Annotated in this window: 12 protein-coding genes; 3 read left to right on the forward strand and 9 right to left on the reverse strand. The window is 67.6% G+C overall.

What is annotated here, in order from left to right:
• Nucleotides 1–101: 101 nt before the first annotated feature.
• From BLU29_RS07155 to pdxH, 5 genes are all read right to left on the reverse strand, one after another.
• Entirely contained in the window at nucleotides 102–2,198 is a 2,097-nt protein-coding gene (locus BLU29_RS07155) for a S9 family peptidase (RefSeq protein WP_091056271.1), read from the reverse strand.
• 120 nt (nucleotides 2,199–2,318) lie between these two features.
• Entirely contained in the window at nucleotides 2,319–3,080 is a 762-nt protein-coding gene (locus BLU29_RS07160) for a hypothetical protein (RefSeq protein ID WP_091056273.1), read from the reverse strand.
• Nucleotides 3,077–4,387: an adenylate/guanylate cyclase domain-containing protein gene (locus BLU29_RS18380; RefSeq protein ID WP_197677779.1), complete on the reverse strand. Its 1,311-nt coding sequence runs from the start codon at nucleotides 4,385–4,387 to the stop codon at nucleotides 3,077–3,079. Before BLU29_RS18380 ends, BLU29_RS07160 begins: the two co-directional genes overlap by 4 nt.
• A gap of 60 nt (nucleotides 4,388–4,447) precedes the next feature.
• The gene (locus tag BLU29_RS07170; RefSeq protein WP_091056274.1) at nucleotides 4,448–6,037 is read right to left on the reverse strand and encodes an ATP-binding protein; all 1,590 of its coding nucleotides are present in this window, start codon (nucleotides 6,035–6,037) and stop codon (nucleotides 4,448–4,450) included.
• 4 nt (nucleotides 6,038–6,041) lie between these two features.
• Nucleotides 6,042–6,680 carry a pyridoxamine 5'-phosphate oxidase gene (gene pdxH, locus BLU29_RS07175; RefSeq protein ID WP_091056276.1) on the reverse strand — a complete coding sequence of 213 codons (639 nt, stop codon included), beginning with the start codon at nucleotides 6,678–6,680 and terminating at the stop codon, nucleotides 6,042–6,044.
• A gap of 69 nt (nucleotides 6,681–6,749) precedes the next feature.
• Here pdxH and BLU29_RS07180 point away from each other — a divergent pair, with 69 nt between their 5' ends.
• Both BLU29_RS07180 and BLU29_RS07185 read left to right on the forward strand, forming a co-directional pair.
• On the forward strand, nucleotides 6,750–7,529 hold the full coding sequence (locus BLU29_RS07180) for a TSUP family transporter (RefSeq protein WP_091056278.1): 780 nt from the start codon (nucleotides 6,750–6,752) through the stop codon (nucleotides 7,527–7,529).
• 7 nt (nucleotides 7,530–7,536) lie between these two features.
• Entirely contained in the window at nucleotides 7,537–8,772 is a 1,236-nt protein-coding gene (locus BLU29_RS07185) for a M20 family metallopeptidase (protein WP_091056279.1), read from the forward strand.
• On the opposite strand, the gene BLU29_RS17945 is transcribed toward BLU29_RS07185, so the two are convergent.
• The 4 genes from BLU29_RS17945 to BLU29_RS07200 all read right to left on the reverse strand — a co-directional run bounded on the left by BLU29_RS17945 (nucleotide 8,762) and on the right by BLU29_RS07200 (nucleotide 11,653).
• Nucleotides 8,762–9,061, reverse strand: a complete 300-nt coding sequence (locus tag BLU29_RS17945) for a hypothetical protein (RefSeq protein ID WP_172830230.1) — start codon at nucleotides 9,059–9,061, stop codon at nucleotides 8,762–8,764. The two genes, BLU29_RS07185 and BLU29_RS17945, sit on opposite strands and share 11 nt — an antisense overlap.
• On the reverse strand, nucleotides 9,061–9,990 hold the full coding sequence (locus BLU29_RS07190; RefSeq protein WP_197677780.1) for a serine hydrolase: 930 nt from the start codon (nucleotides 9,988–9,990) through the stop codon (nucleotides 9,061–9,063). The genes BLU29_RS17945 and BLU29_RS07190 overlap by 1 nt, the downstream gene beginning before the upstream one ends.
• A gap of 89 nt (nucleotides 9,991–10,079) precedes the next feature.
• Nucleotides 10,080–10,664: a MarC family protein gene (locus BLU29_RS07195; RefSeq protein WP_091056283.1), complete on the reverse strand. Its 585-nt coding sequence runs from the start codon at nucleotides 10,662–10,664 to the stop codon at nucleotides 10,080–10,082.
• A 53-nt stretch (nucleotides 10,665–10,717) separates the two neighbouring features.
• Nucleotides 10,718–11,653 carry a TIGR01777 family oxidoreductase gene (locus BLU29_RS07200; RefSeq protein WP_091056285.1) on the reverse strand — a complete coding sequence of 312 codons (936 nt, stop codon included), beginning with the start codon at nucleotides 11,651–11,653 and terminating at the stop codon, nucleotides 10,718–10,720.
• A 93-nt stretch (nucleotides 11,654–11,746) separates the two neighbouring features.
• Between BLU29_RS07200 and rlmN the strand changes: the two genes are divergently transcribed.
• Nucleotides 11,747–12,835, forward strand: a complete 1,089-nt coding sequence (gene rlmN / locus BLU29_RS07205; RefSeq protein ID WP_091056286.1) for a 23S rRNA (adenine(2503)-C(2))-methyltransferase RlmN — start codon at nucleotides 11,747–11,749, stop codon at nucleotides 12,833–12,835.
• Nucleotides 12,836–12,916 lie beyond the last annotated feature (81 nt).

Consider the following 12,916-nt stretch of genomic DNA (forward strand, 5'->3'; position numbering starts at 1 on the left):
TCGCACCGGCGCCTGCTTGTTTTGTAGCGGCGCTCTGTGAGCGCCGGACGGCGGTCATAGACCGCCGCTACAGAAGCGCGTTGGGGACAACGCGCTCCACCTTATTTTGTTTCCGAATCGAACACCGGCTTCTCGATCACGGGCTTGCCGCCAATGTAGCGGCTGAGCCAGTTCTGCATCTCCCAGTGCCAGTAGATGGCGTTCTGCGGGTGCAGCACCCAGTGATTTTCGTCAGGGAACACCATGAGTCGGCTCGGCACGTTCATCGCCTGAAGCACGCCGTAAAGCTCAAGGCCGTTGCCATAGGGCACTCGGTAGTCGATTTCTCCGCAGATAACGAGGGTCGGGGTCTTGAAGTTCTTCGCATAGAACATCGGGTTTTCCTTCTGCAGGCCCTCGACGTTGTCCCAGGGCTTGCCGCCCATGACTTCGGGGAAGCCGTGCGGCACGTCGGTCGCGTATTGGGCGTAGGAGCTGTTCACGCCGGCGTGGTCGATGATGCACTTGAATCGGTCGGTGTGGCCAAGCACCCACGCGGCCATGTAGCCGCCGTAGCTGGCGCCGGCCGCGGCCAGCCGATCCGGATCGATGTTGGGCAGCTTCTTTATCAGGAAGTCGGCGCTCTTCATGATGTCCTCGAACGGCATGTCGCCCCACTGGTTGAGGATGCTGCGACAGAACTGCTCGCTGAAGCCCGTCGAGCCGTGGCGGTTGACCCAGGTGACGATGTAGCCCGGCGCGGCGAAGAGCTGCGTGTTCCAGCGGTAGCTCCAGCTGTCGCGGTTCATCGTGTGCGGGCCGCCGTGCATCAGCTCGATGAGCGGGTATCTCTTGGTGGCGTCGTAATCCGGGGGATAGACGAGCCAGCCGTGAATCTGCTCGTGGTTGGCGCCCTCGAACCAGTAGCTCTCGACCTTGCCGAGGTTGATCTGCGCCATGTAGGCGTCGTTGATGTGCGTGAGCTGGCGGACGGCCCCGGTCGCCGGGTCGAGGGCGAAGAGTTCGTTGGGCCGGCTGGTGTTGTCGTTGAGGAACACCAGCGTGCCGGCGGCGACGTCGAGGGCGCTGGACGTGCCCTGCGAGTAGACCGCAGTGAGGCCGGTGCCGTCGGCGTTGAGCTTGAAGACCGGCACCACGCCCTTGGCCTCGACGGCCGCCCAGAGGGTTTTCCCGTCGGGGGAGAACTTCACGCCGTCGATCGAGTAGTCGAGCGCCTCGGTGAGCGGGGTGTTTTTGCCAGTCGCGAGGTCGTGCCGCCAGAGCTTGGTGAACTCGCCGCTGTAATAGGGCGTTTCCTGCCGGCCGAAGATGATCGATTTGCCATCCGGGGCGAAGACCGCGTTGCCGTCGTCGCCGCGGTTCTCCGGTGTCAGGTTCTTCAGGGTGCCCGAACCGTCGGTGGGCAGCAGATAGACGTCGTGATTGGGATAGTCGCGGTAAGGCGGGGGCGTGGTGTTGATCGTCAGCGCGATCCACCTGCCGTCGGGCGAGAGATCGTAGGCGACTTCGCCGCTGACCGTGAAGAGCCGGTCCCACTTCGGCGTGAGGTCCTTGATCTCCTTCGTGGCGAGCGAGACGACCAGCAGCCGGTTCGCGGCGCTGTCGGTGATGTAGTGGTCGAAGTAGCGGTATTGGCGGTTCTCGGTGACGTGAGCCGTCATCTTGGAGTCCTTGCGGCGCTTGATCTCCTTCTTCATGGCCGCGAGGTCGGCCTTGGCGAACGTGCCGGCCAGCTCGGGGATCACCGTGGTGACGACCACGAGGCCCGAGCCGTCGGGCAGCCACTTGGGGCTCGAGACGCCGAAGGGCAGTTCGAGGATCTTCTCCGGTTCGCCCCCGTCGATGTGCATCACGTAGAGCGAGGCGGCCTCGTCGTCCCCGCGCTTCGAGGTGAAGGCCAGACGCGTGCCGTCGGGGCTCCACGCGGCGGCGTTGTCGGTGCCGGCCGCGGTGGTCAGCCGGCGCGGGGCGCCGCCGGCCGTGTCGACCAGCCAGAGGTTCGACGTGCTCTTGTTCTTCTCGATCGACCATTCCTGGACGGTGAACACGACGGTCTTGCCGTCGGGGGAAACCGCCGGGCTGCTGAGGCGCTTGACGGCCCAGAGGTCCTGCGGGGTGAGGGGTCGCTTGTCCGCGCCGACGACCGTGACGGACAACGCCAGCGTGAGGAGCAACGCGATGACGCGAGGGGATTTCATAGGCGGGCGAGCCTGATTGATAGAGCGCAAGAGGCAATCCTTGTAGGAGCCTGCTTGCAGGCGATTCGAACGCGATATGGTCCGCCTATCGCCTGCAAGCAGGCTCCTACAGAAGACGTATCAGCGGTAGCCAATCCACTCCGGCGCGGAATACTGCTCGGTCAGGCCCGAGACCTCGTCCTCGTTCAAGTCCGGCCACGGTGTTTCCTGCGCCTCGGCGCGCAAGGCGCGCGCCAGGGCGGCAACAAAACACACCGAGAACTCCTCCCAGTCCACCGGCCCGACCGCGGACTTCTCGATCGATCCCTGGAAGAGCAGGCCGTGCTTGTTCCGCTTCTGGGCGGCGCCGGCGATTTTCCCGCCCGTCGCGGGATGCACGACGTCGTAGAGCTCGGCCCGCTGGAAACAGATTCCTGGGAGCGGGGCGGCCTGACCGCAGGACGCTTCCCCTGAAAGCGCGCCGGGGTCAGCGCGCTCCACCTTGTCGCACTCGGTTTTCACCGCGGCCGGCTGGCCGAGGGCGTCCAGCGCCGCGGCCAGGCATTCGTGGACCATACGGTAGGATTGCGCGGCCCGCTCGTCGTAGAGGGCGTGGCCGCGGGGCAGGACGAGCGAATAGGTCCAGTCGTGGCGGTGGTCGACAATGCCGCCGCCGGTGGGCCGGCGGCAAAGGTCACCCCCCTTCGCCGAGGCTTCGGGGGGTAAATTGGCGCGGACGAATTCGATTTTCTGGCTGTAGCCGAAGGTGAAAGCCGGGGTGCGCCATTCGTAATGCCGGAAGCGCGGGGCGGCCGGCTCCGGGTAACGCTGCAGGAGCAGGAAATCCAGCGCCATGTTCTCCGCGGCGGCACCGGTGCGGACGGGAAGGACGTGCAGCTTCACTTGCCGGGACGCTTGGGCCGGGCCTTGCGCAAGGCCTCCAGCAGTTCGGGCAACTGGTAGAACCCGGCGAAGGCCTGCGCGCCCAGCACCGCGTCGCGCGGCGGGAAGGGCTGCGCGTCATGCAGCGCGCCGGCGATGATCGCGGCCAGGGTCGGCGGCTGGAGTTCCGCCCAGTTGCGCTGGCGGGTGGCACCGCCCTCGGCGTAATAGAGCTGCCGGTCGATGCCCACGAAAACGCGGATTTCCTTCGGCGCGGTGCCGGACAGTTCGTGGACGATCAGCGGGCTGTCGCGGTTGTAGCGTTGCAGCGCCGTGGCCAGCCAGCCGAAGAGCCCCTGCATCCGCGCCAGCACCTGGAGGCGGAGCTGGGCCTCGGGCTTGCCCGCCACCGGGGACCGGGGGTCGCGCACGCCCTTCGCCAGCTCGGCAAAATTGTATTCCTCCGCCGCGGTCGACCGCTGGTCCTGCAACTCACTGCGCCAGGCGGCCAGGGTGTTGGCGACGCGTTCGCGGCTGGTGGCATCCGCCGTCGCCTCGGCGATGGTCGCGGCCATCGCGTTTTGGGCGGCCTCGGCCCGCGCGGCTTCCCTTCTCTCCTGCAGCCAGGAGAACCCCGCCAGCCCGATGAGGCCGGCCAAGGCCGCGCCCAGCACGGCGGCCAGGGCGATTTTCATGCCCGGGCTGAGCCGCTTCGCGGGCCCCTTGCCGGCAGGCGCCGGCTCCTCGGGATAGGCCTCCTCGGTCCCGGTCTCGGCGGCCGCGGCCTCGAGCAGCAGCTTGTAGATCGGGATGTGCTGCGAGATGTTCTTCAGCTCGCGCGGGCTCAGCCGGATGACGTGCAGCGCCAGCTTGTTCTTCACGACATCGTAGACCGTCTGGGAAATGCAGATGCCGCCGGGCTCGGCTTCGGCCTGCAGCCGCGCCGCAATGTTCACGCCGTCGCCCATCACGTCCTGCTCGTTGACGAAGACGTCGCCGAGATGGATGCCGAGACGGTGGACGAGGCTCTGGGCGGCGGGGCGGGTCTTGGCCTGCTCGGCGAAGAACCGCTGCATGGCCAGGGCGCAGGCGACCGCCTGCACGGCGCTCGAAAAATACAGCAGCAGCCCGTCGCCGGTGGTCTTCAGCACGGAGCCCTGGTGTTGCACGCAGACTTCGCGCATGGCATCGAAGTCGCGCTGCAGCAGGGTCAGGGTCGTTTCCTCGTCCGCCTGCATCCGGGCGCTGAAGCTCACGACGTCCGTGAAGACAATGGCCGCAAGCGAGCGTTGGCCGGGGCCGAGAGGACTGGAGGTGCCAAGGGCCATAGACGCGCGCAGGTTGGTTCTTTCGCCGGTGCGGCGCAACGCCTTTGCGATTGCCTGGGGTCAATTTCCCGCCGCATCAAGCAGGCTGCGGGCCTTGAGGAGCAGCGTGCTCAGGGCAAAGGGCTTGGGCAGGTGGACCAGCGCCCCGGGCGGGAAATCCGGCGGGAGGGCGGCGGGCGACGTGGCCGAGGTGCTGATCACGCGGAGCCGCGGATTGGCGGCATGCAGCCGGCGCACCAGAGCCGCGCCGGCCTTGGTGTGGCTGTGCACCAGCACGAGTTGGGGCGACAGATTCGTCTGCGCGAGCGCGGCGGCGGCGGCCTCGGGGGTGGCCGCCTCGGTCACGCGGTAGCCGTCGGTGGCGAGGATGCCGGCGATCATCTTGCGCAGGATGTCGTCGGCCTCGATGATGAGGACGTTCTCCGTGCCGCGCATGGCCGGCAGGGCGCCGAGCTTGGTGACGGAGGTCTGCTCGGGTTCCGCGGTCTCGGGCAGGAAGATCTCGAAGGTGGTGCCGGCGCCAAGCCGGCTCTGCACCGCGACGTGCCCGCCGTTTTCCCGGACGATGCCGAGCACCGTCGGCAGGCCGAGGCCGGTGCCGTGGGCCTTGGTCGTGAAGAAGGGCTCGAAGATGTTCCGCAGCACCACCGGCTCGATGCCGAGGCCGGTGTCGGTGACCTGCATGACCGCGTAGAGCCCGTCGGTCATTTCCGGCACGCGGCGGTCGGCGGCGGAAGCGACCCGGTGGTTGCAGGTGCGGATGGTGAGCTTGCCGCCGCGCGGCATGGCCTCGTGGGCGTTGAAGCAGAGGTTGAGCAGCACCCGCTGAAAGTGCGCGGGGTCGATGCGGGCGTTGCCGAGGTCGGAGGCGAGCCGCAGCTCCACCGCGATCTCCTCGCCCGCGACCCGGCGGACGATCTCGGCGATCTCGCGGATGAGCGTGTTGAAGTTGACGACCTTGACCTCGGTTTCCTGCCGGCGGCTGAACTCGAGGATCTGGCGGGCCAGGGCCGAGGCCTTGAGGCCGGCGCGGTGAATTTCCTGCAGATCCTTCTGCGCGTGGGGCACGGCCGCGAGCTTGCCGCTGAGGATCTCGCAGTAGCCGTTGATGATGGAAAGCAGGTTGTTGAAGTCGTGCGCCACGCCGCCCGCCAGCAGGCCGACGGTGTCGAGCTTCTGCGACTGCAGCAGCGCTTCGCGCAGACGCCGGTTCTCGGATACATCGCGGTAGATGCCGACCAGGCAGCCGCTGGGCCGGCCCTGGAAGATGATGGGGGAAAAATTCCACGCACCGTAGAAAACCGTCCCGTCCCGGCGGTAAAGCCAGCCTTCGCCCGCCGCCAGGCGGGTGGCCCGGTCGCCTTGGGTCGCCCCGGGCGCCAGCAGGTCGGTGCGCGGGCCGTGCAACAAACGCGTGTTCTGTCCCGTCAGACCCGCCGCGGGATAGCCGGTCAGCTCCGCAAATTTCTCGTTGGCCACCAGTATCTCCACGCCGCCGCCCTGCCAGCCGTCGGTGGTGACCACCGTGGCGTCGCCGAGGGTGGCCAGCGTGCCGGTCAACGCGGCGATGGCCGGCGGGAGCGCCGCCGGCAGGTCCGGCGGATGGGCGACCGCCTTGGCCGGGGACGGTTTCGCTTTCTTGGCGGACATCAGGTCAGGGCGAGAGCCGTTCAATCACCCAATCGCCGCCGGTTTCCCGGCGGTAGCGCAGCCGGTCGTGCAGGCGGCTGCGCCGGCCCTGCCAGAACTCGACGGTCTCGGGCGCCAGCCGGAATCCGCCCCAGTTGGGCGGCAGGGGCACCTCGCGCCCCTCGTATTTTTTTTCCACCACGCGGTAGCTTTCCTCGATGACGGCGCGGCCGGCGACGGCGGTGCTCTGCGGCGAGGCCCAGGCGGCCAGCTGGCTCTGACGCGGCCGGCTGTGGAAATAGGCCTCGGACTCCTCGCGGCTCACGCGCGCCACGGGTCCCTCAACGGTGACCTGCCGCTCCATCGCCACCCACGGGAAGAGCAGGGCGGCGCGGGGGTTGGCGTCGAGCTCGCGGCCCTTGCGGCTCTCGTAATTGGTGTAGAAGACAAAGCCGCGACCGTCACAGCCCTTGAGCAGCACGGTGCGGGCGGCGGGCCGGCCGTCGCGGCCGGTGGTGGCCAGCGTCATGGCGTTCGGTTCGGCGATCTTCGCCGCCTCGGCCTCCTGAAACCACTGCTCGAACTGGCGGAACGGGTTTTTCGCGAGGTCCTTTTCGAGGAGTCCCGCCAGGCTGTAGTCCTTCCGCATATCGGCCAGTGCCATGGTGCCGTCATCGTGGCCCTACACTCCGCGCTGTCAAAATCATCCGCGCCCTGCACGCTGATTCCCGCCATGCCACCCGTTCCCGATCTGCCGCCGTGGGCCTTTCTCGCGCTGTTCGCCGCCGGGCTGGTCGCGGGCACCGTGGATGCGATCGCGGGCGGGGGCGGGCTGATCACGCTGCCCGTTCTGCTTGGCATCGGCCTGCCCGCCCCGCTGGCGCTCGGCACCTCCAAGCTGCAGGGCGCCTTCGGCTCCGGCTCGGCAGCGTGGAGTTTTGTGCGGCGCGGTGCGGTTGACCTGCACGAGTGCCGTCTGGGGTTCGCGCTGACCGCCCTCGGCGCGCTGGGCGGCGCCTTCACGGTCCACCTGCTCGACCCGCAATTCCTCGGGGCGCTCATCCCGTGGCTGCTCGGGGCCATCGTGATCTACATGATCTTCCGGCCCGCCCTCGGTGCGACCAGCCGGCACCATCGCATGGAACGCTGGCCCTTCTACCTGTTGTTCGGGCTGGGGCTGGGCTTCTACGACGGCTTCTTCGGCCCGGGCGTCGGCTCGTTCTGGACGATCGCGTTCGTCACGGTGCTCGGGCACGATTTTGTCCGGGCGGCCGGCCACACCAAGGTCATGAACTTTGCCAGCAACCTGGCGGCCGTGGGGTTGTTCGCCACGGCGGGCCTGGTGGCCTGGCTGCCCGGCCTGGCCATGAGTGCCGGCCAGGTGGTCGGCGGGCGGCTCGGCGCCCACCTGGCCATGACCCGCGGCGCCCGGTTCGTGCGGCCGATCTTCCTCGTCATGGCCACGCTGGTGGCGCTGAAACTCATTTACGCCAGCCTCGCCGCCCGTTCATGATGCCGGCATGTCGCCCGCCCGTTATCTCGACCGCCACCAGGCCGACCTGGTCGCCTTCCTGCAAAGGCTGATCCGGCTGCGCACGGTCAATCCCCCGGGCGAAAACTACGGCGAAATCACCGCCCTGCTCGCGGCCACCCTGCGTGAGCTCGGCCTGCAGGTGCGCCGGCTGCCGGTCCCCCGGGCGCTGCAAAAAAAGACGCAGCCGGAGCTGCTGGCCTACCCGCGCTACAACGTGATCGGTTTCTGGGACACCGGGGCGAAGAAAACCATCCACTTCAACGCCCACTACGACGTGGTGCCGGTGTCCGGCTCGTGGCGGCACGGCAGCCCGTTCCACCCGGTCGTGGAGAACGGCTGGATCTACGGCCGCGGCACCGCCGACATGAAGGGCGCCATCGCCAGCATCGTCTTTGCCCTGAAAGCCCTGCGCGCCGTCGGCGTGAAGCCCGGCTTCAACGTCGAGGTGTCTTTCACCGCCGACGAGGAGACCGACAGCACGCTCGGCACGGGCTGGGTCACGAGCCACGGCAAGTTGCGCGCCGACTATGCCGTGGTGGGCGAGGGCGGCGAGGGCGACGGCGTATGCTGCGGCCACAACGGCGTCGTGTGGCTCAATGTCCGCGTGCACGGCCGTGCCGCCCACGGCTCCACGCCCTCGGCCGGCATCAACGCCCTCGAGAAGATGTCCGCCCTCGTGCTCGCCCTCAACGCCTACAAGCAGCGGCTGGCCCGGCGCACCTTCCGTTCGCCTGACGGCCGGCGCCTGCACCCGACCGTCAATCTCGGCGGCGTCTTTGCCTCCGGCGAGGGCGGCAAGGTCAACACCGTGCCCGCCGCCGCCAGCTTTTCCATCGACCGCCGTGTGCTGCCCATCGAAAGCATCCGCGACGCCGAGCGCGAACTCCGCGCCTTCCTGCGGACCGCGGCGAAGAAAATCCCGCAGTGCCGGATCACCATCGAGAAGATCTCCGACAACTTCTCGTGCTACAGTTCGCCGACCCATCCGTTGTTCGGTGCCATGCGCGCGAGCGTGGCGCGCGTCCGCCGCCGCCCGGCTAAATTCACCGTGTCCACCGGCTTCAACGACATGCACTTCTTCGCCTCGGTGCGGAAAATCCCGACGCTCGGCTACGGCCCGGGCGGTTTCGACTATCACGCGGTGGACGAACGCGCCCGGCTCAAGGACCTGACCGATTCGGCGAAGATCTACGCCGACCTGCTGACGACGTTCAAGCAGTAGTCTTCCAACCGACCCAATACGAAACCAGTTCTCGTGCGATTGGACGGTCGCCACTTATATCGCGCGTTAGCCCCATGCGCTGAGTCGCTATGTTATTCAGGTGTTTGCTCAGCTGTTCTTCCGTTATGCCCGCATCCAACAGCCGAACAATATCTGCACTATATAAATCATATTCATCTTTTGGCGCATTGGGTGTTTGCAGAACACCGATAGGATCCCACTTACGCAGCAATTCCATGACCTTTAAGTGTCCCTGCACATCTCCGCGTTTTATATATTCTGATTCCATTATTTTGTCGGTGGCAGGGCCGCGAGGATGCGCCGCACGACTGCGGGGATGATCGCCCGGTTGTTGGCGTGCTCCCGCCCGTCGGTGAAGGTGACGATGATGACGCGGCCGCCGCCGGGCAGCTCGATCAGCGCCGCGTCGTGCCGCGCCCAGCTGACCCAGCCGGCCTTCGACCACAGTTTCGCCCCTGGCGGCAGCGCCGGGCCGCTGAACCCGACGCTCTGGTTGTCAGGATCGGCGCTGGGGGTGAAAGGATCGCGTCGCATCAACTCCAGCATCTGGGCCGATCGCTCCGGCGTGACGCACCGCCCGGTCGCAATTTCCTCGAGCAGCCGGGCCGTGTCGTCCGTGGAAAGGAAGTTTCGCGCCGGCGGGTTCGCCGCGATGTCCTGTTTTTCGCGGCCATAGGGTCCCTCGCCCCACGGCTTGCGCTGCGCGTTTACGTTCCGGTAGCCGAGCGCCTCAAAGTAACGCGTGACCACGCCGCGCTGTTCATGCCACGCCGCCAGCGCGGCCGGCGGCAGTTCGGGCCCGCTGGTGGTGCCGGTGATCGCGTCGACCACGTAGCTGGTCGCCTCGTTGTAGGAATCAACGATCATGTCCCGCAGCCCGCGGCGCAGCTCGGGCGTGTCCGCCAGCTTGCCGTCTTCCATCAGGCGGTGGCAGTAGGCGAGGAAGCAGAGCTTGATCACGCTCGCGGGATAAAACCGTTCGCTGCCGCGATAGCTGGCGCGCACGGGCGCCGCCCCGCGCAGGTCGATCACGGTGATCCCGAGCTGGTCCACCTTGAGCGCGGGACTGGTGAACTCCGCCTGCGTGTCCCATACTGCGCCAACGACAGCCCGTTGGAGCGCCGCGGTCCGCAGGTCAGACTCCTGCGCGTGTCCCACCGCGATGAGCGCAAGCCCAACAAGAAGGGAAGGGACCACTGGCGGGATCTTGGACCGAATGAACATAATCTACCAAATAGATCCGGGCAGCAGCAGCATCCTGTAAATTCTGTTCATGCTGTCTGGAACTAGCCCTTCCAGCCCTGCCGGATCATGCTGACCGCGATGGCCGCCAGCAACATGGCGATGATCTTCGAGATGGCGCGCATGCCGGTCGCGCCGACCCGGCGGCCAAGCCACTCGCTGTAATGCAGGGCCAGCACGACCAGGCCCAGGTTCACCGCCAGCGCGACCAGGATGATCGCGAGGCCGAGGGACTGGTTCTGTGCCAGCACGAGCAGGGTGGTGATCAAGGCCGGCCCCGCGATGAGCGGCATGCCGAGCGGCACGACGCCGAAATCTTCCGGCACTTTCTCCGGCTCGGCGGCGGACTGAACCAGGTCCTTGGCCGCGAGGATGAACAGGATCAGCCCACCCGCGACCTGGAAATCGCTCACCGAGATACCGAGCGCCTTGAACGCGCTCTGCCCGAGAAAAAGGAAACCCAGCGCCACGAGCCCGCCGGTCCACGTCGCCTGGCCGGCGATCTTTTGCCGGCGCTCGATCGCGACGTTCTGCCCGAGCCCGAGGAAGATGGCGGCCAGCCCGATCGGGTCGATGGCCACGAAGAGCGGGATGAACGCCTGCAGGAACTTGGTCAGCCACTCGAGCATGGCTGCAGGCTAGCTTGGGGAACCGTTAAAAAGCAACGCGGCAGGGCCAACCTTCAGCGCACCGTCCAGAGCAGGTCGCGGAGCGCGCTATTCAGCGCCGGGTGCTTGAACTTAAAACCGGTCGCGAGGAGCTTTTGCGGCGTGGCCCGCTGGCCGTGCAACACCAGGTTGCCGTCGGTGTAGAAATGGTGCTCGGCCACGAAACGCACGATGAACTCCGGCGCGGGCGGGCACCACGGCCGCCACGTGGCGGTGCGCAGCTCGCGCATGAACTCGGTGTTGGTCACGGCCCCCGGTGCACAGACGTTGTAGACCCCGGCCATCCCGGCGTTGGTGATGGCCGCCTCGAACGCGGCGACCGCGTCGTCGCGGTGCACCCAGCTCAGGAACTGCCGGCCGCTGCCGGCGGCCCCGCCGAGGAATTTTTTGGTCAGGCCCAGCATCGCCGGGAACGGCCCCGTCTTCCGGTCGAGCACCGGGCCGAGCCGCAGCACGACGCGGCGCACGTCGGGCAGGTCCAGGGCGGCGAACGCCTCTTCCCACTGGCGGCAGACCTCCGCGAGGAAGCCCGGTCCCGACGGCAGCGACTCTTCGCAAAAGCGGTCGCCGGCATTGCCGTAAAAACCCGTGGCGCTGCACTGCACCCAGACCGCCGGCGGATGCCTGGTCCGCGCATAGCCCTTGTTGAGGGCCTTCACGGCGTTGAGGCGTGACTTGAGGATCTCGCGGCTGTTTTCCAGCGAGTGGACGCAGTTGATGCTCCGGCCGGCCAGGTTCACGAGCGCGGCGGCCCCCTCGAGTTCCGCCGCCCAGGCCCCGCCGGTCTCGCCGTTCCACATCACCGCGCGGAGCGCCGGCATGTCGTCCGACGGGGGGACGCGGTCGGTGTCGCGCGTCAGCACAACCACCTCCCAGCCGGCCGCGGCCAGGGTGCGGCCCAACGCCCGCCCGAGGAACCCGCTGCCGCCCGCCAGGATGACTTTTGCCATGGAAACGGAGGTTGGCGGGAAATAATTGCATGGCAACTGTAGGAGCGGCTTTACGCCGCGACCGGTCGGGGCATAAAGCCCCTCCTACAGCTGATGAAACCCGCTCCCGTCAACTTCCATGACCTGACCCGCGAGGCGCTGCGCCTGCAGGTCGTGCGCTGGGGTTTCAGCCCGGTGCACGCCGCGCGGTTGTGGGCCTATGTCTATCTCGAGGGCCTGGAGCGCTGGGCTGACATGCCCGAGCTGCCGGTGCGCTTCCGCGCCAAGGCCGAGGGCGAACTCGCCTTCCCCCGGCTGCCCGTGGCGACCGAGACGCACAGCGCCGACGGCTTCACCCGCAAATATCTCCTCGCGCTGGCCGACGACCGCCGGATCGAGACCGTGCTCATGCGCTACACGGGGCGCGTGACCGCCTGCATCAGCAGTCAGGCCGGCTGTGCGATGGGCTGCGTCTTCTGCGCCACCGGCCAGATGGGCTTTGCCCGCCACCTCGCCGCCGGCGAGATCGTGGCCCAGGCACTGCACGTGGACCGGGTGCTGCGCCAGGCCTCTTGTAACCTAGTAGGTTACAAGGGTCCCGGGCCGACGAGCCGGGGCGAACGCCTGCGCAATATCGTGCTGATGGGCATGGGCGAACCGCTGCACAATTACGACGCCGTGATGACGGCCACCGAGATCCTCTGCGACTCCGCGGGCCTGTCGCTGGGCACGAAGCAGGTCACACTGAGCACGGTCGGCGTGGTGCCGGGCATCCTCCGGCTCGCCGACGAGGGCCGCCCCATCCACCTCGCCGTGTCACTGCACGGCGCCACCCAGGCGGAGCGCGCCGCCCTCGTGCCCGTGGCGAAGAAGTGGCCGCTCGACGAGCTGATGGACGCCTGTCGTTACTACATCGCGAAGCAGCAGCGCCGGATTTTCTACGAATGGACCCTGATCGAAGGGAAAAACGATTCCGCCGACAACGCCCACGCCGTCGGCCGGCTGCTGCAGGGCCAGAATGCCCAGGTGAACCTGATCCCGCTGAACCCGACGGCCGGTTACGGCGGCGCCCCGACCGGCCAGGACGCGGCCCGGCGCTTCCAGCAGATTCTTCGCGAATACCGCCTGCCCAGCACCATCCGCCAGCGCCGGGGCATCGACATCGCCGCCGGGTGCGGGCAGCTGGCCACCCTTCCGCCTTGAGGCGCAACCCGGCCTTCCGCCGTCGCCAAGGCTGTGGCGGACAGGCCGGACAGGTTTTCCGGCACCGGCGACCACCCTAAA

Source organism: Opitutus sp. GAS368, from assembly GCF_900104925.1.
Classification (GTDB): Bacteria; Verrucomicrobiota; Verrucomicrobiia; order Opitutales; family Opitutaceae; genus Lacunisphaera.

Excerpts from the sequence above, each read along its gene's own strand:
- BLU29_RS07155 (WP_091056271.1), bottom strand. The coding sequence starts at position 2,198 with ATGAAATCCCCTCGCGTCATCGCGTTGCTCCTCACGCTGGCGTTGTCC.
- BLU29_RS18380 (WP_197677779.1), bottom strand. The coding sequence starts at position 4,387 with ATGGCCCTTGGCACCTCCAGTCCTCTCGGCCCCGGCCAACGCTCGCTT.
- BLU29_RS07170 (WP_091056274.1), bottom strand. The coding sequence starts at position 6,037 with ATGTCCGCCAAGAAAGCGAAACCGTCCCCGGCCAAGGCGGTCGCCCAT.
- pdxH (WP_091056276.1), bottom strand. The coding sequence starts at position 6,680 with ATGGCACTGGCCGATATGCGGAAGGACTACAGCCTGGCGGGACTCCTC.
- BLU29_RS07180 (WP_091056278.1), top strand. The coding sequence starts at position 6,750 with ATGCCACCCGTTCCCGATCTGCCGCCGTGGGCCTTTCTCGCGCTGTTC.
- BLU29_RS07185 (WP_091056279.1), top strand. The coding sequence starts at position 7,537 with ATGTCGCCCGCCCGTTATCTCGACCGCCACCAGGCCGACCTGGTCGCC.
- BLU29_RS17945 (WP_172830230.1), bottom strand. The coding sequence starts at position 9,061 with ATGGAATCAGAATATATAAAACGCGGAGATGTGCAGGGACACTTAAAG.
- BLU29_RS07195 (WP_091056283.1), bottom strand. The coding sequence starts at position 10,664 with ATGCTCGAGTGGCTGACCAAGTTCCTGCAGGCGTTCATCCCGCTCTTC.
- BLU29_RS07200 (WP_091056285.1), bottom strand. The coding sequence starts at position 11,653 with ATGGCAAAAGTCATCCTGGCGGGCGGCAGCGGGTTCCTCGGGCGGGCG.
- rlmN (WP_091056286.1), top strand. The coding sequence starts at position 11,747 with ATGAAACCCGCTCCCGTCAACTTCCATGACCTGACCCGCGAGGCGCTG.